Annotated in this window: 20 protein-coding genes; 7 read left to right on the top strand and 13 right to left on the bottom strand. The window is 66.7% G+C overall.

The genetic code is table 11. The features are described from left to right. Genes ACH492_RS02245 through ACH492_RS02210 form a run of 8 tightly spaced genes read right to left on the bottom strand, consistent with a single transcriptional unit; the run spans position 1 to position 8,201 of the window. Entirely contained in the window at positions 1 to 1,551 is a 1,551-nt protein-coding gene (locus ACH492_RS02245; protein WP_398981861.1) for an alkaline phosphatase family protein, read from the bottom strand. Continuing rightward, entirely contained in the window at positions 1,548 to 2,159 is a 612-nt protein-coding gene (locus tag ACH492_RS02240; RefSeq protein WP_398981859.1) for a histidine phosphatase family protein, read from the bottom strand. Before ACH492_RS02240 ends, ACH492_RS02245 begins: the two co-directional genes overlap by 4 nt. 1 nt (position 2,160) lies before the next feature. Beyond that, positions 2,161 to 3,144 carry a UDP-glucose 4-epimerase GalE gene (gene galE, locus ACH492_RS02235; RefSeq protein WP_398981858.1) on the bottom strand — a complete coding sequence of 328 codons (984 nt, stop codon included), beginning with the start codon at positions 3,142 to 3,144 and terminating at the stop codon, positions 2,161 to 2,163. After that, positions 3,141 to 3,845, bottom strand: a complete 705-nt coding sequence (locus tag ACH492_RS02230; RefSeq protein WP_398981856.1) for a PIG-L deacetylase family protein — start codon at positions 3,843 to 3,845, stop codon at positions 3,141 to 3,143. The genes galE and ACH492_RS02230 overlap by 4 nt, the downstream gene beginning before the upstream one ends. Beyond that, positions 3,842 to 5,260 carry a glycosyltransferase family 4 protein gene (locus ACH492_RS02225; RefSeq protein ID WP_398981854.1) on the bottom strand — a complete coding sequence of 473 codons (1,419 nt, stop codon included), beginning with the start codon at positions 5,258 to 5,260 and terminating at the stop codon, positions 3,842 to 3,844. The genes ACH492_RS02230 and ACH492_RS02225 overlap by 4 nt, the downstream gene beginning before the upstream one ends. Next, positions 5,260 to 6,216, bottom strand: a complete 957-nt coding sequence (locus ACH492_RS02220; RefSeq protein WP_398981852.1) for a GNAT family N-acetyltransferase — start codon at positions 6,214 to 6,216, stop codon at positions 5,260 to 5,262. The genes ACH492_RS02225 and ACH492_RS02220 overlap by 1 nt, the downstream gene beginning before the upstream one ends. Before the next feature lie 3 nt (positions 6,217 to 6,219). Further along, on the bottom strand, positions 6,220 to 7,236 hold the full coding sequence (locus ACH492_RS02215) for a radical SAM/SPASM domain-containing protein (RefSeq protein WP_398981850.1): 1,017 nt from the start codon (positions 7,234 to 7,236) through the stop codon (positions 6,220 to 6,222). After that, positions 7,236 to 8,201, bottom strand: a complete 966-nt coding sequence (locus ACH492_RS02210) for an NAD-dependent epimerase/dehydratase family protein (RefSeq protein ID WP_398981848.1) — start codon at positions 8,199 to 8,201, stop codon at positions 7,236 to 7,238. Before ACH492_RS02210 ends, ACH492_RS02215 begins: the two co-directional genes overlap by 1 nt. 486 nt (positions 8,202 to 8,687) lie before the next feature. Here ACH492_RS02210 and ACH492_RS02205 point away from each other — a divergent pair, with 486 nt between their 5' ends. The 7 genes from ACH492_RS02205 (at position 8,688) to ACH492_RS02175 (ending at position 15,744) form a co-directional block, all read left to right on the top strand. Beyond that, complete coding sequence (locus tag ACH492_RS02205) at positions 8,688 to 8,945, top strand: hypothetical protein (protein ID WP_398981846.1); 258 nt, start codon at positions 8,688 to 8,690, stop codon at positions 8,943 to 8,945. A gap of 162 nt (positions 8,946 to 9,107) precedes the next feature. Next, the gene (locus tag ACH492_RS02200) at positions 9,108 to 10,493 is read left to right on the top strand and encodes a site-specific integrase (RefSeq protein ID WP_398983251.1); all 1,386 of its coding nucleotides are present in this window, start codon (positions 9,108 to 9,110) and stop codon (positions 10,491 to 10,493) included. Beyond that, positions 10,493 to 11,581 (top strand): hypothetical protein, encoded by a 1,089-nt coding sequence (locus ACH492_RS02195; protein WP_398981844.1) that lies wholly within the window; start codon positions 10,493 to 10,495, stop codon positions 11,579 to 11,581. Before ACH492_RS02200 ends, ACH492_RS02195 begins: the two co-directional genes overlap by 1 nt. Then, the gene (locus tag ACH492_RS02190; protein ID WP_398981842.1) at positions 11,578 to 12,270 is read left to right on the top strand and encodes a hypothetical protein; all 693 of its coding nucleotides are present in this window, start codon (positions 11,578 to 11,580) and stop codon (positions 12,268 to 12,270) included. Before ACH492_RS02195 ends, ACH492_RS02190 begins: the two co-directional genes overlap by 4 nt. Then, positions 12,267 to 14,444, top strand: a complete 2,178-nt coding sequence (locus ACH492_RS02185; RefSeq protein ID WP_398981840.1) for a site-specific integrase — start codon at positions 12,267 to 12,269, stop codon at positions 14,442 to 14,444. The genes ACH492_RS02190 and ACH492_RS02185 overlap by 4 nt, the downstream gene beginning before the upstream one ends. A gap of 1 nt (position 14,445) precedes the next feature. Next, positions 14,446 to 14,943 (top strand): hypothetical protein, encoded by a 498-nt coding sequence (locus ACH492_RS02180; protein ID WP_398981838.1) that lies wholly within the window; start codon positions 14,446 to 14,448, stop codon positions 14,941 to 14,943. A 24-nt stretch (positions 14,944 to 14,967) separates the two neighbouring features. Continuing rightward, positions 14,968 to 15,744, top strand: a complete 777-nt coding sequence (locus tag ACH492_RS02175; RefSeq protein ID WP_398981836.1) for a hypothetical protein — start codon at positions 14,968 to 14,970, stop codon at positions 15,742 to 15,744. On the opposite strand, the gene ACH492_RS02170 is transcribed toward ACH492_RS02175, so the two are convergent. The 5 genes from ACH492_RS02170 to ACH492_RS02150 all read right to left on the bottom strand — a co-directional run bounded on the left by ACH492_RS02170 (position 15,687) and on the right by ACH492_RS02150 (position 18,280). Beyond that, a complete protein-coding gene (locus ACH492_RS02170; protein WP_398981834.1) occupies positions 15,687 to 15,998 on the bottom strand; it encodes a dihydrofolate reductase family protein in 312 nt (103 codons plus the stop codon). The two genes, ACH492_RS02175 and ACH492_RS02170, sit on opposite strands and share 58 nt — an antisense overlap. Beyond that, positions 15,907 to 16,530 carry a dihydrofolate reductase family protein gene (locus ACH492_RS02165; RefSeq protein WP_398981832.1) on the bottom strand — a complete coding sequence of 208 codons (624 nt, stop codon included), beginning with the start codon at positions 16,528 to 16,530 and terminating at the stop codon, positions 15,907 to 15,909. Before ACH492_RS02165 ends, ACH492_RS02170 begins: the two co-directional genes overlap by 92 nt. Then, positions 16,523 to 17,215 carry a GTP cyclohydrolase I gene (gene folE, locus ACH492_RS02160; RefSeq protein WP_398981830.1) on the bottom strand — a complete coding sequence of 231 codons (693 nt, stop codon included), beginning with the start codon at positions 17,213 to 17,215 and terminating at the stop codon, positions 16,523 to 16,525. Before folE ends, ACH492_RS02165 begins: the two co-directional genes overlap by 8 nt. Before the next feature lie 174 nt (positions 17,216 to 17,389). Continuing rightward, a complete protein-coding gene (locus ACH492_RS02155; RefSeq protein ID WP_398981828.1) occupies positions 17,390 to 17,752 on the bottom strand; it encodes a DUF488 domain-containing protein in 363 nt (120 codons plus the stop codon). Positions 17,753 to 17,779: 27 nt separating this feature from the next. Next, positions 17,780 to 18,280 carry a VOC family protein gene (locus ACH492_RS02150; RefSeq protein WP_398981826.1) on the bottom strand — a complete coding sequence of 167 codons (501 nt, stop codon included), beginning with the start codon at positions 18,278 to 18,280 and terminating at the stop codon, positions 17,780 to 17,782. Between the last annotated feature and the right edge of the window lie 60 nt (positions 18,281 to 18,340).

Raw genomic sequence — 18,340 nt, 5'->3', positions numbered from 1 at the left:
TCACGTCCCTTGTGCCGCGCGGCGCCAGATCTCGCGGGCCACGGATGCGGCCCCCGTGATGTCGCTGGGGGGAGCCTGCCGGGCGGCTGCCTGCCCGAAGCAGCGGTAGAAGCCGCTCATGGCCGAGTCACTCGGTAGATAGCCGTGGGACGCGGACGCCACGATTTCCCGCGGTGCGACGTCGCTGTATTGGAACTCGATGTGCTGACCGCATGTCACGGTCAGGCGGCCCACCCGCGGGCTGCTTACCGGCAGCTTCAACCGGGCTCGATCGGCTGGAGAGAGTACGCCGATGGACGGATCGAGCGCGCGCAGGGCACGGCTGATGCGCTGTTCCTCGGTGGCCGGAAGTGGTGCGTCGGCATATAGGTAGGCACAGTTGCTGTCGCCCTGGAAGACCATGCGATCGGCGAGGCCCAGGTCGGCGAGCACGTGGTTGGGGCGCAGGTGCGTCTCGACGTAGTCGATGCCGTGGTCGGAGAAGAATACGAACTCCGAGTGCTCGCCGATGGCTTCGGCGAGCCGCGTCACGGAGGCGTCGATCCGGGCGTAGACGTCCAGGATCTGCTTCCACGCCTGGCTGCGTTCGCCAGAGTTCCCGCGGACCGCATGCCAGTACAAGAACTCCTGGGCGTGATCAGCCTGGTTGAAACGTACGAACAGGACATCGGGGTCCTGCTGCTTGAGGATCTCGAGGGCGGTCTGCTCCACCCATTCGACACGGGGCGACTCATGAAAGGTGTGGTGCGGATTCGTCGTGTACTCGACGTGCAGGGACGCGGGCCCGTCACCGGTACGACCCGGTACGGGATGGAGACCGCCGAAGCCCATGGTGAGCACGGCAGTTCCCAGCCGCACCTGTATCCGGTCCTGGTTGAGCCTGCGGCAGGAGACCGCCACGGAAATGGATCCCGAGGCCACCGGGATGTCCAGGCGTACGGGACGGAGGCTGTCGGCCACGACGGCAGCCTCGTTGCTGCTGCCCACCGTGATGGTGTCTGTCTGTTGGTCGAACCGCAGGTACAAGGACACTTCGTGCCCCAGGTAGGAGAGCGTCACCATGCCGTCGGCTGCCGTGCCCCCGGCGGGAGAAAGCGGGAGGAGCAGGTCGCGGGCGGGCGCGTACAGGCAGTAGCAGCTGGGGATTGCGTGTTGAGCGTTGCGGGAGAAAGTCTGCGGGAAGTGGACGGCGGCGGCCGATGCCCCCTGCCGCGCGAACCAGTCGAGCAGGCTGGGCGCGGTCAGTGAGCTGGCCTCGTAAGGGTGGAAGGCCGACAGCGGGTCATCCGCGCGCCGCCGGATCTCCGCTGCGCTTTCCCGCTCCCAGAAGCGGTTCCCCACGATGCCGTGGCTGTTCGGGTGCGTACCGGTGAGGAAGGAAGCATGCGACGGCGCCGTCGAGGAGGGGTAGATGCTGCGTAGCTCGTGAACGGCGGTGCCTGGCAGGGAAGGCAGGGCCCGGCTCAGGTTGAAGAAGTCGTGCTTGCGGATGATCCCCGGAAGTCCGCCGTCGACACAGACAACAACCAGGCGCCGGCCCCGCCCGCTCACGCGGTCAACTCCGCTGCCGTGGCGGATGCCCCATCGTTCAGGGGTGTTGGGGCGAAGGCAACGTTGTGCTGGTGCAGCAGCCACGCGCCGCCGGTGTCGCCGGGACGGTATTGCCAGTGGGTGATACCCCCATGTGCCACAAGCAGTTCGACCCTGCCGGTGCCGCCGCACAGAAGCTCGTTGACGGCGTCGAAAAAACCGCTGTGGGTGACCAACACGATCCGTTGGTCCTCGGTGGCCTGGTGACACAGCTCGCTCATACAGGTGGCCACCCGCGTCATGAAGGCGTGCCACGATTCCGCGCCCGGGGGCGGCGGATAGCGCCGGTCCTCTCGCGGGCTCGGCAGAAGCTCCCCTTCGGACGACGCCCAGATGATCTCGTTGAGGCGCGGGTCCTCCCGTGCCGCAAGGCCGGTGTGGTGCGCCACGATGTCCGCGGTCTGTCGGGCACGGGGCACTGTGCTGGTGCGTAAGTTGGTGGGGTATCGCCCCGCGAGCCAGAGAGCAGCGGCCCGCGCCTGATCGCGTCCGTGATCGGTCAGGAACTTGTTGTGCGGATCGTGCTTTCCGACACGGTCCTCGGCATGGCGTAGCAAGTAGAGGTGCATGTCACTCCAGTGAGGCGGGGGCGCTGGTGTGCCAGTCCCACGCCGTACGAACGATGTGGTCGAGGTCGCGTTCTGCGCGCCAGCCGAAGCGGCTCAGGGCCAGACCGGGATCGGCCCAGGACAGGCCCGGATCCCCGGGCCTGCGTGGCGCGATAGTGACCTCGGTGTCCTTCCCTGAGACGTTGTGCAGGACATCGATCAGCTCGCGCACGCTGACGGGATGTCCTCGGCCGAGATTGACCGGGCCACACAGGTCGTCGCTGTCCAGGTTCTCCAGCACCCGGACGTGGGCTTGGGCGAGGTCCTCGACGTGGATGTAGTCGCGAAGTGCCGTCCCGTCGGGGGTCGGATAGTCATCGCCGAAGATCCGCAGTGCGGGGGCGAGGCCCAGGGTGGCACGCACCGCCACGGGGAGAAGCTGGGTTGCCGCAGGGCCCGCGTACTCTCCCAGGGAGGCGTCGTCGGCTGCACCCGCCGCGTTGAAGTAGCGCAGGTTGGTGTAGCGCATGCCAGTGGCCTGCCCGTAGGAGGCGATCATGCGCTCACACAGGTATTTCGTCTCGCCGTACGGGCTCTCCGGCCGCACCGGCACGGTCTCATCCACCGGGCAGATCTGCGGGGTCCCGTACACGGCGCACGAGGAGGAGAAAACGAATCGCTCCACTCCTGTTCGTGCGCACAGGGCGAGCACGTTCTGCGTACCGGTCACGTTGACGCCGAAGTACGTACTAATGTCGCGCAGCGATTCTTCGGAGGACTTCAGAGCCGCAAAGTGGACCACGGCCTCGGGGCGGTGTTCTTCAAAGACCGAGGCCATGCCGGCGATGTCACGGATGTCTGCCACGTGCAGGCGACATCCCTTGACGGCCTCGCGGCGGCCCGTGCTGAGGTTGTCGACAACGACGACGTCATGGCTGGCATCCAGGAGACGCCGTACGGTGAAGGAGCCCACGTATCCGGCTCCTCCGGTCACGAGCACTCTCATCGCCTAGTCCTCCCGCTGGGGCCTGCTGTCCCGGGTGTGCGCAGTTCCCGTCCGGTCATGAACGCCTCGGCTGCCTCCACGCCCACTTGCGTCCCCCGGTAGGCGGCCAGTGTCCGCACGGACGTCAGGGAGCGCGGGTGCGGCGGGTTGTAGACCTCATAGGGGTAGGCGGCAAGAGCCCGGCACTTGGCGTCGATGTGCTCTGTCACGTCGTAGAACAGGTTGGGGGTGAACGGCGCCACCAAGCCTGTCTGCTGTTCTGTGGAGGACAGGACCTCGAAGTGCAGGACCTGCCGGACAGGGCCGGTGCCGAGGATCCGTGTGCCGTACCCCACCGCCTGGGCGACGCTGCGGTGGTCTGCGTGGATGTCGCCCGGGTGGTGGGTGAACACGATCTCGGGCCCCGCTTCGCTCAGTACCCGGCTGACCGCCTCGACGACCTGGCGCTGCGGCAGGTCCGCGAGCAGTCGGCCGTCGGCTGAGAAACCGCCGAACGAGAGTTCTGCCGCGCCCAGTTCCTTGGCCGCCGCCTGGCATCGCTCCCGCGCTTCCTCGATCGTCACGCCCGAGTGCCGCAGGGAGACTCCCTCGGCGAGGATGTGAATGTGGACCTGTGCGCCCAGCTGGGCGAGAGCCGACGCGGTGGCTCCCGCCCCGAGCGTTTCATCGTCTGGGTGCGCGGCGATGATGAGGGCCTTCACACGCGCTCCGCAACAGGACGCTCGGCGTCTGCGGTTCGGGCCGTCGACATTGGCAGGGTATCCGGCCGAATCAGCGCGCCCATGGCATAAAGCCGGTACGTGAGCACGCCGGGTGTCAGCTGGGTGGGCTTGAGCAACTGGAGCGGATCGTCGGCTTCGAGCGCGGCACGGACGACTGCGTGGGTATCGCTGTCTAGTTCCATGATGTGGGAGGTACGGGGTACGAAGACGAAGCCGCCGTCGGTCTCCTCACGCACCCGCACGTCGTCCCACACCAGCTCGCTGAGGACCGCGTCCGGGCCGAGCCGTTGGAGGGCGAGGAGATCGAGACGGTGGATGAGGTATTCCACACGCCGGGCAGCGCGGTGTCCTCCGTGGATGGCTTCGCGGCCGGCTGCTCCCATCGTTTCTGCCGCTTCACGCTCGATCAGGAGCCGCTGCATGGCTTGCCGCAGATCTTCGTCGTCGATGAACAGGAGGCCGTGCCGCTCGTCCTCCACGAACTCTGGGATGCCGCCTTGGGCGGAGGCGATGACGGGACGGCCGGCGGCCATAGCCTCCTTCAGTGCGAGCGGGCCCGTCTCGGGCACCGTGCTGGCGAGGATCACAGCGTCGCTGGCCGCGATGACCGGGGCAATAGCGGCCTGGTGGCCGAGGAAGCGGACCTGATCAGCAACACCACGCTCGACGGCCTGTTCGCGCAGGTCCGCCTCCAGCGGCCCATCACCCGCGATCACCAGCAGCGGCGGTGTCCCCTGCGCCGATTGCTCGAGATCCGCAAATGTGTCGATCACCCGCTCGATGCCCTTCTCCCACGCCAGACGGGCCAGCACGAGGAATATGAACTGCTCGGGCGCGGCCTCCAGTTCTTGACGGGCGATACTGCGATCCGCGACATCCAGGGCCTCAAGCAGGGAATCGCTGATCCCGCTGGTGAGCACTTCAACCTGCTCTTGCTGCAGGACACCAGCCGCGATCAGAGGCTCGAACTGGCGCTGTCGCTGTTCCCGGGACGTGGCGAAGACCAGATCCACGCCGCTGAACAGGTCGCGCACGTCGTCGGTGGTTCCCAGGGGAAAAGCTGAGTGGCGGAAGAGACACACCGCCGCATCATCCAGATCCTGCGACCGGGCCTGGTGGACGGCGGCGGCGTCCGCACGGCCAGTGACGCACACGATGCGAGGGCGGTGGCGCCCTAGCGCACTCCGGACCGCGTCGACTGCGGCGTCACTCGCAAACGGCGGCACGCTTACGGTCGCCAGGTCGGCAGCACGGCACTGCTGCAGCATGGCTCCGCTCTCCTCCGCAAGGACGGTGACCGCATGCCCGGCCTTGGCCAGCCCGGCCGCCATGTCCAGCATGTAGCGGTGCTTGCCGCCCCAGACCTGGTCTGAGACAGTGAGGACGATCTCCATTAGTTCCGAACACCCCTCCCAAATATTCCCGGACACGTGCCCGGGATGGTCCACAGCGAGCTGAACGCGCGCAGCGCCGCAAGGCGTGCGTTACCCACGCCCCCCAGAACGGCGTATCGCATGCCGCTGGCCCGCGCTTCACGCAGGCACTCCTCAATGAGCGCGATCGTGAGAGCCTTGTCGTGCCCACGGACTGAGGGCACGAGGGCAATGGTCGAGAGCATCCCCAGACGCGCGGTGTCGTAGGCGATGAAGCCGAGCAGGCGGTCTTTGGGCGCCAGGTCCGTGTCCCGGTCGACGACGATCACGGACGAGATCGGGTCCCGGGAGAACGACCGGTGAACCTCGCTCGCCCAACCGCCGCCGAAGGTCTCCCTGAGCCAGTCGACGAGGAGTAGCCCTTCACTGGCTTCCGGGCGGCGCACCCACAGGTCCCGGCCGTTGACCGTCAGGGATGTCGGCGCAGCGCTCGGCGTCCAGGTCCGGAAGTCGATGAAGAGATCTGCCCATTCCAGACTCCGGTCGTCACGGCTCACTGCGCTCTTGCGCTCGGTGGAGTCGGGAATCCACCACGATGCCTGCTGCAACGCCGCCGGGAAATGGTCCGAATGTTCACCGACATCCACCAGCGCGTATGCGTACCCGAGCCACTGGAGGCGCTCCAGCGCCACGTGGACGAGGAGCCAGTGCACCGTTGCGCGGTCTTCGGGGTTGACAGAGTCCATCACCTCGCAGGCGCCCACTGTGCCCGGCCCCTGGGTATTGATGCCGCAGCGGCCCAAAACAGTCTCGCCCTGATGCAGCTCGACGGAGGTCTCAGCTCGGGTGTCTGCAGACGGCTTGAACCAGGCAACTGCAGGAACGGCGCCCTGCGGCAAGGAGCCGGAACTTACCGTGTCGAGCAAGGGCTGGGACGGTGTAACGTCGTACAGACGAATCAGTGCTTCGCTGCCCATCGGCTACCTCACCTCAGCGCCTTCGAAGATCTGCCTGTCCAGCAGCGAGGTGAGCGGCGGTCCGTCGGACGCGTCGCCCGACGCGAAGTCCCAGAAGATCTCGCGCAGCCGCCCCTCGGTGAACTCCTCCTGCTCCTCGACAAGTTGTTCCTGGCCCTGCGCCCAGATATCCCGCAGCGAGGCGTCCTTGGTGTTTCCCAAGGGGGCGGCACTGTATAGGCGGCTCATAGTCACGTCCCCCGTGGCGGAGATCGCAACGCTGCTGTCGCGCACCAGGTAGGGGAACATGACGACATCCTGGAAAGGACGGAGCTTCTCGCCCGGCACCAGGTAGGGCGCGTTGAGGTTCAAGTCGAAGTCGGTGGCCGGAACGTCCTGCTTGAACTCGGCCACCTTGCGGTGAACCGCCATGGTCTCCTCTTCCGTCAGGAGCAACCGGTTGCGGCCGCCGCGGCCGTGCGCTCGGACGAGAATGAGGTCCTGGCGACGGAAACCCTGGGCCTGCAGGTAATGCGCGAGGTCGAATACGTTGTGCTGATTGGTCTTCATCACCGTGGTCAGCACCTTGAAGCTGCGCACACGGTCGCGCAGGTAAATCGAGTTCTCCACGACCGTGTCGAACACGTCCATGAGGCGGACGGCAGCGAACGTCTCCCGCGTGCCGTCCATGCTCACCCGCACGGACGAGATACCGCTGTCCACGATGCGGTCGAGCTGCTCCTGGGTGTGTGCCGCCGCGTTCGTGATCAGGGTGACGGTCGAGTGGCGCAGTTTGGGCACCACGTCCAGCAACTGCCAGAAGCCCTTGCGGATCGTCGGCTCGCCACCGGTGAGGGTGATCTCGAACGTGCCCATCCGGTCCAGCTGGAGCATGATGTCCTGGAGTTGCTCGATGGACAGCATCTTGCGGCGGATGTGGAGCGGGATCTCTCCGGTATTCGTGCGGCAGTGGATGCAGCGCAGGTCGCACGCGTAGGTGACATCCAGGCTGGCGCGTACGGGTGCAGTGTAGCCGGGCATCAGTTGGCCCTCTCCTCTTGGAAGATGCGCTGGCGTATGTCGTCAAGGCCCCGCGACTCCCACCACGCGAGAGTGAGGCGGATCCCCTCCTCGAGGCCCACACCATCGGCCTTCTGGCCGATCTGCCGGGCCTGCAAGGCTGTGCTCGCCCGGAACTCCGTGATCTCGTTCGGCCGGGACTGCTTCTGACTGACCCCGGCGTCCGGGGATGCCTTCTGCAGGACTCGCACGACATCGTTCACAGAGAAGGATCGGCCGGAACCGAAGTTGACGACGGGGGCGAGCGGCCGGCCTGCCAGCATGACGAGCTTGCCGACGACATCTGTGATGTAGGTGAAGTCACGGCGTTGCTCGCCGTCGCCCTCAACGGGCAGCTCGTTCCTGGTCAGGAGATTGGCGCAGAGCCGCGGCACCAGGGCATCGGGGCGTTCGCCGGGGCCGTAGACGTTGAAGAACCGAACGATGCCCACTTCAGGGGCACCAGAAGCTCGCTGGTGGGCCCTGGCCAGCATCTCCAGGCCGACCTTGCTTGCCGCATAAGGCGAACGTGGGGACAGGGGACTCGTCTCAGGCGTTGGCAACATATCGGCCTCGCCGTAGACCTCGCAGGTACTCCCCACGACTACTTTGGGAACGCCGACGCTCGTGCAGAGAGCCAGCAGATGCCGGCCAGAGTCCACGTTGTCCAGATAGTCAAGCGGCTGCTGGAAGGAGCGAGGGACGCTCTTGTGGGACGCCAGATGGTAAACGAAGCGCACGTCTGAGAGGTCCCGCTCCTCTAACTCTAAGACGGGTTTTTCCAGGAACTTGCCGGTTCCTTCTGGCGGGATCATGGGCGGTACACGCAGGTCGTCCACAACCGTTACCTCTTCCCCGGACGCAACCAGTGCACGGGCAAGATGGCCACCAATGAACCCGGCACCTCCGGTGATGAGAATTCGGTCCCTCGAAGGGTTTTTTTGCACGCCAATACCTCGGCATCCCCGTTAGTGGGTCAATTTGTGAATGGGCTTACTGGATTGGAGAGATGGGAGCACAGGCTCAGCAGGGAAATCCCCGCCAAGCCAGCGATCGATGTTGTCACCCTAGGCGGCGCAGTGGCCACTGGCATGTGACTCGCTTCACGTTTAATCTGACACTTGGGCGAGATCTTGGCGAGAATCTGCAGGTGAATGCTTCATGAGGATCACTACATTCCGGATAAGAGGAGTGCTGGAAAATCCTTACTCTGGCGTGAACCTGTTACCGGATGGCTTGACGTTCTCGTTGTATCGGTAGGCAATCGGCCGTACCGGTAAGTAGCGATCACGAATTAGGGGGCGCAGCCAGCCTCTCGTACATCCCCCACCTCCTACCGCCACACCGGCTCCTGGAGGCCAACGCCAAACTGGCCAGCGCCAACACGCTGGCCGACATCGGCGGCCCCGCCCTTTGCCGGCGCACTGATCGGCGTGATCGGCGCCGCCCGCGCAGTCGCCGCGGACGCGGTCTCCTATCTCGTCACCGCCTGGTGCACCCTGTGCATCCGCAGCCCCGAGGCCGCCCCGAGCCCGCGCGCCGAAAAACCGAGCCTGCGCAGCGAGATCCGTCTCGCCTACACCTGGCGGCACCCCCTCGTCGGCCCTCTCGTGACCACGAACGCGATCACCTCCACCGCCCTTGCCGGCACCAACCCGATCTGGATCGTGTATCTGATTGTTCCCGCTTAGCGACGGTGTTGCATACCGCCTGATGTATCACCTGACCTGCTCGTTTGCATGTTGCACTCAGTCGGGTTGCATTGATACTCATCGGCCATGCACCAATCGACGTACTCATCAGCAGGCTGGGAGTCCTGGGGACTTGCGTTCAGTCCGGCGATCCCGGAGGGGATGCCACTGCTGTTCGACGACGACCTCCTCTTCGAAGACAGCAACGGCGTCCGCCCCACCACCGTCATCAACTGCTGGGCCTGCGAGCTGCCGGCGAATGGATGCCCATCGCCAAATTCGTGGCCCTACTACGTGCGCACGGTGCGTGAGTGGCTGGAGTTCATATCCGAGCATGGGGTCGCCCTGTTCGACACGCGGCGTCGCCTGAAGGCAGCATTGAGCGCGTACTCCGTCTATCGAGCCCAAGGCCCCATCAAGCACCGCTTCGAGGCATCTACGTGGAACCAAAACATGGGGATTCTGGCGGGGTTCTACAAGTGGGCGAAGGATGAGGAGTACGCAGACTCCGAGCCGTTCACGTACCGGCAGGCGGTCTGGGCCTTCAAGGGGCAGGTCCGTCGCGGCCGGGTCAACCAGTCACGACGGCGCCAGGCCAAGCCCCATGTGACGATCAAGTATCTCGACGACGATTTCACGGACATCCTCCTGAAAGCGTTGGCGGGCCTGGATCCTCACGGCGAGCGGGATCTGCGTTACCGAGGGCGAGAGTTGGCTCGAAACTCGGCGGTCGGACGAATGATCGTCTCCAGCGGGCTACGCAGCCAGGAGTACACGTACCTGCTGGTCTGCGAGGTGCCCGCGCTTCCCTCGCGACGCACTGCGGTGCCGATTTCGTTCCCGGTCCCTTCCGGGGTCACCAAGGGAAGCAAGTTCCGCGAGTCGTGGATCGACTACGACGCGCTGGCTGAGCTGCGCTCCTACATCGCTCTCGACCGGGCGGCGGCGACGTTCGGATCGTCCTGGCGTCCGCCGGCCCGGTGGGGGGAGCCACTGTTCGTGACGGACGCCGACCAGCGGGGAGGGCGTGTCAACGGGGTCCGTGTCCAGTGGAGTTCGCTCGTCCCTGACGAGCGGCGGCGTCTGGTCGCCCCGGACGGCGGGTCGATGCTGCTGTCGGTGTGGGGCCAAGGACGCCCGTTCACCGGATGGTCCTCGGTCTTCGCCAGGACCGCGGACCGAATCCGCGAGCGTTACGAGCCGCGTTTCCCGCACGTCAGCCCCCATCGGCTACGCCATTCCATGGCCATGGCGACCATGGCGCGGCTGATGCGCGGCTGGTACGAGCAGGCCGCTCGGCAGGTCCGCGACACCGACGACGATGCCGCCCTGGCGCACTACCTGCGAACCCAGGAGCCGCTGCTGATTCTGCGCGATCTGCTCGGACATACCAGTCCACTGACCACGGAAGCGTACCTCCATCGCCTGGACGTGCTCCGCCTGTTCACCTCCCTGTACCGGCGGGTCGGCAAGGAGTACGGCCTCCTGGACGCGGAGGCCGAGCTGGAGCTCGAGACCGAGTTCGACGACGATTTGGCGGTGGTCTGATGCCGGCGACCGTCACGCTCGACCCGCTGGGCGTGCACTGCATCTTCAGCGACGGGTCGGAGTACCGCCGGCGCCTGCGTGCGCGGCGACCAGTGGAGCTCCCTGGGCTGGCCCGCACTCTGCTGGAAGGCGCCACGGATCTTGTCCATCCGCACGGCCAGGTCGACAGTGCGGGAGGTTTCGAGCTCTACCTCACGGCTGTCCGCGCCTTCACCGACTGGCTGGCCGAGTTCGGGTTCACCGGCGAGGCATCCGACCTGACGCGCGCGCTCCTCGCCCGCTACTGGCGGCAGGGGGTGCGATCCTCCAAGGAAAGCGCGCTGCGGGCGATGCTGCGGTGCGCCGACGACCAGGAGCAGATGCTGGCGCCGGACGTGCGCGTGTTTGTCGACGGCCGGCTGTTCAACACGGGCGAGAGGTACGGCTCGCACCAGCCGTACAGCGAGGCCGAGTGGGCCCGGCTCATCCGTACCTGCCGGGACGAGGTCGATGGCGCCTTCCGCGCGTTCTGCGCGGCCCGTGAGCAGGCTTCGTCAGCTGACGGGCCAGGGGCTTCGCTCCGTGAGCGCACTGCACATCACTGGCTGGTGCTTCACGAGGGGCCCGACCCGCTCGTCAACGAGATGGCAGAGAACGGCTCCTTCCCTTTCCGGCAGAGATACGGGGCCGGTCTTCGCACGGTGCTGGATCCGCTGATCCCGACTTTGGACGTGGTCATCGCCTATCAGCTGCTGTTCGGCGCCTACACCGGGGTCGTGCCGGACGGGATCGCAGACCTGGGACTCGACGACATCGAGTGGGCGGGCGACGAGAAGATCCTCCTCAGCTACGTCAAGGGCCGCACGGCGGCGGAGAGCCTGGCTCTGTCACGTCAGGCCACTCGGCTGCTGGAACAGTGGCTCGATCACTCCGCGGTGGCCCGCCGTTTCGCGCCCGAGGAGTTGCGCCACGAGCTCTGGGTGCGTTTCACGCCGAGCGGCACACGGGCGGGAGAGCGATGGCTGGCCAAGCCGCCCACGCGCCTGTCCATATGCACTTGGATCGAGCGGCGCCAGGCCGTCGACGAGGACGGGCGCCCGCGCAGATGACCGGCGACGACGGCCTCCCCCTGGCCCTTCACCTGCACCGCATCCGCACGACGCACGACGCGCTGCAAGACCGGTCGCACTGGCGCGGCAGCCGCCGGACCACGCTGGATCCGAACCGGTCCCCCGGCGTCGAGGGGGACCACTACCTGACGAACACGACGCCGGCTCAGCGCACGGCGGTGGAAGACATCATCGCCCAGGCCCAGGAGGACCTCGTGCGCCGGGCGCTGCCGCCCTTGGTGCTGGCCACCGCCGAGATGGCAGACCTGGTGGAGAAGTATCCCGAGCACATGAAGTGGCTCGGCCTGGACAACGACGCCTTGGCGCAGTTGCTGTCCGGGGAACGCGACGTATTCACCGCGGCATGTGGAGACCAGCTGTCAGGACTGCACGGGCCGAAGGGCAAGCCCTGTCCGGCACGCCCGTGGGTGTGCCTGCTGTGTCCGCTGGCCTTGTTCGCCCCTCGCCATCTGCCGAATCTGCTGCGGCTACGGTCGTTCTTCTCCCGCCAGTGGCAGCAGATGACCACCGCCGAGTTCATCCCCCTCTTCGGCCCGTACGCCCACCGCCTCGACGAGATCCTGACCCCCGACCGCTACTTCTCCGAGCAGGCGCTGCGCGCCGCTGCTGCGGAGGTCACCGACTCTGACATCGAGCTTCCCTTGCGGCCCGAGGAGCACACCGTATGACGACCCCACACCACCCCACGGCCCTTTCGGCTACGTTTCCGCGCTCCGTCTTTCGAGGTGAAGACGTATGCGCTGCGGCCGGTCTGCCGGTCCACGCCGCGGGCCCGCATCCTCACTTCGACGACAGCATCTGGGACTTCACCGGTGTCATCGGACTGCCCCGGTACCTTGCCCGGTACGCGCGGATCCTGTCCTTCACCGAGATCCTCAATCCCCAGTGGAGGGCGCTCGCAAAGGAGTTCATCTTCGCCCGGCTCGCGCCGGACCACCCTGCCGTGCGGGAACTTGCCCACGCCTACCGGACGCCGGTGCTGGTGGCCACGGTGAACGGGCGACTGACCGTGCTCACTGGCTGGCTGAACTGGCTCACCGAGCAGGGCGTGGACAGCCTCGGGGAAGTCACCCAGCAGCACTGCGCCGCCTACCTGGAACTTCGCAAGAAGGTACGGGACAAGCACGGCGTCATCATCCGCGACAGCAGCCCCGGCTACCGCATGGACGTAGTGGCGGTCATCCAGGAGCTGGGCTACTACACCGAATTGTTCACCACCGACGGCTACGTGCCGACCTTCCGTCCGTGGGGGCGACGCACGGCGTACGCCGTCGCCGGAATGGTCCGGCGGACGGGCAACACGACGCCTCCGCTGAGCAACGACGTCTTCCAGCCGCTTGTCGGGGCGGCCCTCTACGTGGTGGAGGTGCTGGCACCGCACGTCAAGGAACTTCAGGAGCAACTGCGGGAGATGGTTCCGAACCGGCCGGGCCGCCACAGCGGGCGCCCGACCTGGAAGGTCGAGGTCGTGCAGGCCATCGACCGCCACCTACGGGAGGGCGATCCATGCGATGTCGCCCTCGATCACGTCGTGTACCAGCGGCTGGCGGACGGATGGGATCCAGACGATCCGCTGCTGCGGGTCAACCTGATCTCCCTTGCCCACGAGACCGGGCGGCACGCCTTCCACTCCACGTGGCTGCCCACCCTGCGCGGGCGCCTTGAGGAGGCCGTCAGGGAAGTCGGCCTGGCCAAGCGCTGGGGTCGGACGGCTGCTCTGGTGGAACGCGCGGACGGACGGGGCAGTGTCCCATGGACCCTGCCGATGAACACCACCGAGGCCCGGCTGCAGCTCTCTCGGGCCCGCACGGCCTGCGTCATCGCGCTCGCCGCACTGACAGGGATGCGGAAGAGTGAACTGGCCGAGCTGACCCACGACTGCCGCCTGCCCCCTGAACAGCTCGGCGAGGGTCGCCTGCGCTACCGCCTGAAGGGCAAGGTCATCAAGGGCCGGAAGCTGGGTGGTGCACACGATCAGTGGGTGACCATCAAGCAGGCGTACGACACCGCCGGCGTAGCGGCCTCGCTCGCCGACCCAGGGAAGAGCACCGGCCACCTGTTCAAGGCGCTCTCCTTCTTCACTCCGTACGAATGGTTCGTGACCTGGGTCAATGGCCCCGACGGTCGCCGTCTTGGACTGGCTCCGATCCCCGAGGTGCCGGTCAGTCTGCGGATGCTGAGGCGCACCCTCGCGGTGGAAATGGCGCACCGTCCCGGCGGTCTGCTGGCCGCCAAGATCCATCTCAAGCACATTTCCGTGGTCACCACCGAGGGCTACGCGGACCGCCCCGGCGGGGCCCAGTCGGTACTGATGGCGGAGTTCGGCCACGAGGAGCGAGAGCACAAGACGCGCGTCGCCCTCGATGCCTTCCACGACTACCAGAACGGTATCCGGCCGGCGGGGCCCGGCGCCAGCGACCTCCTGGACTTCTTCGCGTTCGTCGACGAACAGCTGGATTCGTCCGGGGCGCCGAACATCAAACGCAGCGACCAGGAAGTGACCAACCTGCTCGCCAAGCGGGCGAAGGCCCTGCATCTGGGGACGGCGAACTACTGCTGGTTCCTCGATCCGTCCAAGGCACTGTGCCTCAAACTCGCGGGGGCCCACGCCCGTGGAGCGACCGAGCCCTTGATCGGCATGTGCGATTCGGCGCGGTGTCCCCAGGCCACCCACCACGCCGGGCACCGCCCTGTGTGGGCGGCCAGCGCCGAGAGCAAGAAGGTCTTCATCGCCACCATCGGGCGCGCGCAACGAACGGAGAAGGCTCGGCTGGAAACGGAACTCGCCCGCGATGAACGGGTGCTGGCCGAGATCGACGTCCACTCCGGAACGGCGGCATAGCGTGGCGCGTATCAGCGATGAGACCCGGCGGGACAACGAGGCGGCCATTCGGCACGCGATGGAACGGCTCCTTGCCGGTGACCTTCCCGCAGGCAGCAAGTGCGACATCAAGACCCTCGCGGCCCAAGCCGGGGTCGCCCGCACCGGCTTCTACCCCAAGAAGAACCGCGACGGCACCACCCGGCCGGGCCCCTACCAGCACCTTGCCGAGGAGTTCGAGCGTCGCCTTACGGCTCTGCAGCAGGCCGGCGAGATCGTCGACCCACGTGCCGCGCAGATCGAGCGGCTCAAGGCCCAGGTCGACGCGCTCAAAGATCGGGCCGCCAAGCGGGACGAAGCCCTCGCCGAGCTCAACGCGTTCAAGACCGCCGCCGTCTCGCAAATCGCGGCCCAGCACGACGAGATCACGCGGCTCCGGGAACAGACGGCCGCACTCGGTAACGTCCGCCGCCTGCCTGCAGCCCGCGGTGGCATAGCGCCGTACGGGTCGTGCAGTTGAGGCCTTCTCTGCCCGAGTGTCCGTGTGAGGCGCAATCATGAACCGCGGGCCCTAGAGGACCTGAACGAACAGGCACCGGTCGGACAGGGCGCCCGCGACGAGTACACCAGCGCGATCGGCGACGACGGCAAGGTCGTCGACATCTCCTTCGCCACCCAGAACTGGCAGAAGGCGGTGGTCGACCGGACGCGGCCGGGGCAGTTCGTCCGCCGGCACTTCGAGGCGATGGTGTTCACCTACCTCGCTGAAGAGCTGCGCACCGGGGATGTGGCAGTGGTCGGCTCGGAGGAGTACGGCGACTGGTCCAAGCAGCTGCTGCCGTGGGACGTCGTCGAGGAGAAGCTGCCCGCCTACCTGGTGGAGGTCGGGCTGTGCGAGGAGAGCGAGGCCGTCGGCTTCGACGCCGCGTCCTTCCGCCGCCAGCTGGAGGTCCGCCTCCGCCACCTGGGCTTCCCCACCCAGCGAGGACGCAAAGCGGCAATCCGCCACCTCGTGCTCCAAGCCCCCGCCCCCGTGGTCGCCGCATGCTCAGCTACCACGACGACACCACCGCCCAGCTCGCCGCCGACGCCTGAGGAACCCTGCGGCACTATGCCGCGGGTGACCACTCACGGTGACCATGAACCCTCGCCGACCCAGGAATACGCGACTCTCGATTACGCGAGGTCGCCAGTTCGATACCCCATCCGTCGTGGACATCGCGCCACCCCCAGAGGCGTTCGGCGTCGCATCCTCGGCCTGCGTCAACTGGCCAAGGCTGATTGCGGGCCGCCATGTGCGTGTGGGGTGGGGAGTCGGTAGCGGAGGAACAGGTACGAATTCCGTCGCCGCGCGCTGATCAGGTCCATCCACGCCGGCCGGTTCGGTAGCAGTTCGAGCCCAGCGACCAGCCCGGGCCGGGAGGTGCCGGTGCGGCCGGCGAGCACCGGGGATGCGGTGAGGAACAGCTCATTCAGCAGGCCCTCAGCGAGCAGATGACCGATGAGGTGCGGTCCGCCCTCGGTGAGCACGGCGGTGTAGCCCTGGGTGTGGATGGCCGCGAGTACGTCGGTCATACGGAGGGTGGGTCCTTCGCCTGCGGTGAGTGTCGTGCATGCCGTCGGCAGGCGTCCGTCTTGGGTGCTCGGTGGGCACGTCGCCGCTCGCGGTGACCACGACCAGTCGCGGTTGGGTGGCGCGTCGCAGGCTGCGCCGTAGCTCGGCGAAGTCAGGGGCGGCTTGTGGACAGACGTGGTCGGGGGTCCATTGGTGGCCGGGCGTGGCCCGGAGCGTGCCGGCCCCGATGAGTACGGCGTCGGCGCACGCCCGCAGCAGCCCCATGACGAAGCGGTCCGCCGGTTTCCGCCCGCTGATCGCCGAGCCGGATGACGGGTATTCGGGGCCGAGAGCGACCACTCCGTCGATGGATGCAACGAAGTTCGCGTACACGCACGGCGGGGTGAAGCCCAGATCCCCACCGTAGGCCGCGGCGAGCGCCGAAGGCAGACCGAAGCAGGGTTGACCAGCCTCCTCGTACAACAGTTCCAGGGGCTCCAAGGGGCCTGGCGGTGTTCCGCAGGCAGCCTGCGCGGTGGTGTGCTCAGCCATGTCCGGCCAGGCCCCGTTGGCCGCACAACGTGAAGAATTCGCCCCGCAGTTGTGGATCCTCGTCGTAGGTACCCCGCCAGTGGGTGGTGCGGGTACTGGACTCGATCTCCCGTACGCCGCGCATCTGCGTGCACAGATGCACCGCTTCCAAATGGACCGCGACGCCGTGTGGCAGCATGATTTGCTGCAAGGATTCAGCGAGTTGGTGGCCGATGCGTTCTTGCACCGAGAAGCGGCGGGCGAACAGCCGTACCAGCCTGGTCAGCTTCGAGAGCCCGAGGATGTGCTCGTGTGCGATGTAGCCGACATACGCCTTGCCGAAGAACGGCAAAGCGTGATGCTCACAGAGGGCGAAGAACGGGATCGGACCTTCGACGATCTGGCTGATCCGACAGTCCGACCCGCCGTGGCATTCGGTTTCGAACGCGGTGACCAGCTTTTCGTCACCCTCGTACCCGCTCGTGGCGTCGAAGAGGGCGCGCAGAAAGCGGCGGGGTGTGTCGGCCGTGGCTGCTGACCCGACGGCCAGGCCCAGCGCCTCGAAGATCTCCTTGAGGTGGCCCTCGAACCGCTGCCAATCCTCGGGGGTGATCTGCCGCGGAGACACCGCCGCCCACTCGATCTCGTCTGTGACGGGTACGAGACTCTCACCGACCAGCCCTGCGACGGGCGGGGGACCGTTCATCGGCGGGAGTTGATCATTCATGAGCAGCCTCAAGATGCGACGAACGTCTCGCTGGAGTCGGTCACACCCATTATCAGCTGATTTCTGCATGAGTGCTGCTCGAAAACACGATGCCCCCCCGTGCGCCAGTGCAGTAAGACGGCGAGCGCATCCCGGTGACGTTTGACCCCGCTGTCAGCTCCCGAGCAGCTCAGCGAGCACCTCGGCTTCGCTGATCTCGGGATGCTTGGTCGCGGTGAGTAGCGTCAAAGGCCGATCTTCGGCAAGGTCGCTCAGGTGCGCCAGGGCGTCTGCGTGTTCGGGATCTTTGAGCTCGGTGCGGTAGCGGCGGCTGAATTCCGCGAACCGCTCGGGGTCGTGGCCGTACCACTTGCGCAGCTCTGTGGACGGGGCGACCTGCTTGCACCACTCGTCGAGGTGGGCCTTGTCCTTGGTCAGTCCCCGGGGCCAGATGCGGTCGACCAGCACTCTGGCGCCGTCTGCCTGCGCCGGATCCTCGTAGACCCGGCGGACATGCACCGTCTTCTTGCGGGCCATGAAACCTCCTCGCGACTGACCCCTCAGCTACACGTAGTAACGGGCGACGATCTCAAGGCGTGCCACTTCGTCCGGGCCCGGGTAGGCCACCAGGACTGGCAGGCCGTTGGGGTCCCGGCCCTCGATGACGGTGAAGCCCTCACCGGGCCTGGTGTACACATGGTCGGACCGGGCTCTCAGTACGCGCTCGCACCGCTGGAAGTCGTCGGGGCCGTCCGCTGTCCAGATCACGTACTGCGCACCGACGTGCCCAGCTGGGTGGGAGGCGTTCGGCCCCACGGAACGTAGGGTTAACTTGAAGCCGCCAGGGCCCACGAGCAGTGCGGCTGTGGCGGTGCGGACGGTGACCTCCATGTTCAGCAGGTCGCTGTAGAAGTCCGCCGATTCGTCGTGGTCATGGACGAACACCACGACCGAGGCCAACCGTGGCCCACGCGTGTCCTCTGCTGCGTTGCCAGCTGGCTCCGCATCTGTCGGAAGCACCGCGTGGTGCGGCTTGGAAGGCGCGGTTTCGTGGGGATGCGCCATGAGGACCCTTCCGCCTTCGGCTGCGACGCGAAGGCTTCATCTCTGGTGTGGCTGGTCCCG

The sequence above is a fragment of the Streptomyces sp. NPDC019443 genome, assembly GCF_044389785.1.
Lineage (GTDB): Bacteria > Actinomycetota > Actinomycetes > Streptomycetales > Streptomycetaceae > Streptomyces.
Note: the sequence above shows the minus strand (reverse complement) of the source record. Positions and strands in the feature narration are given on the sequence as shown.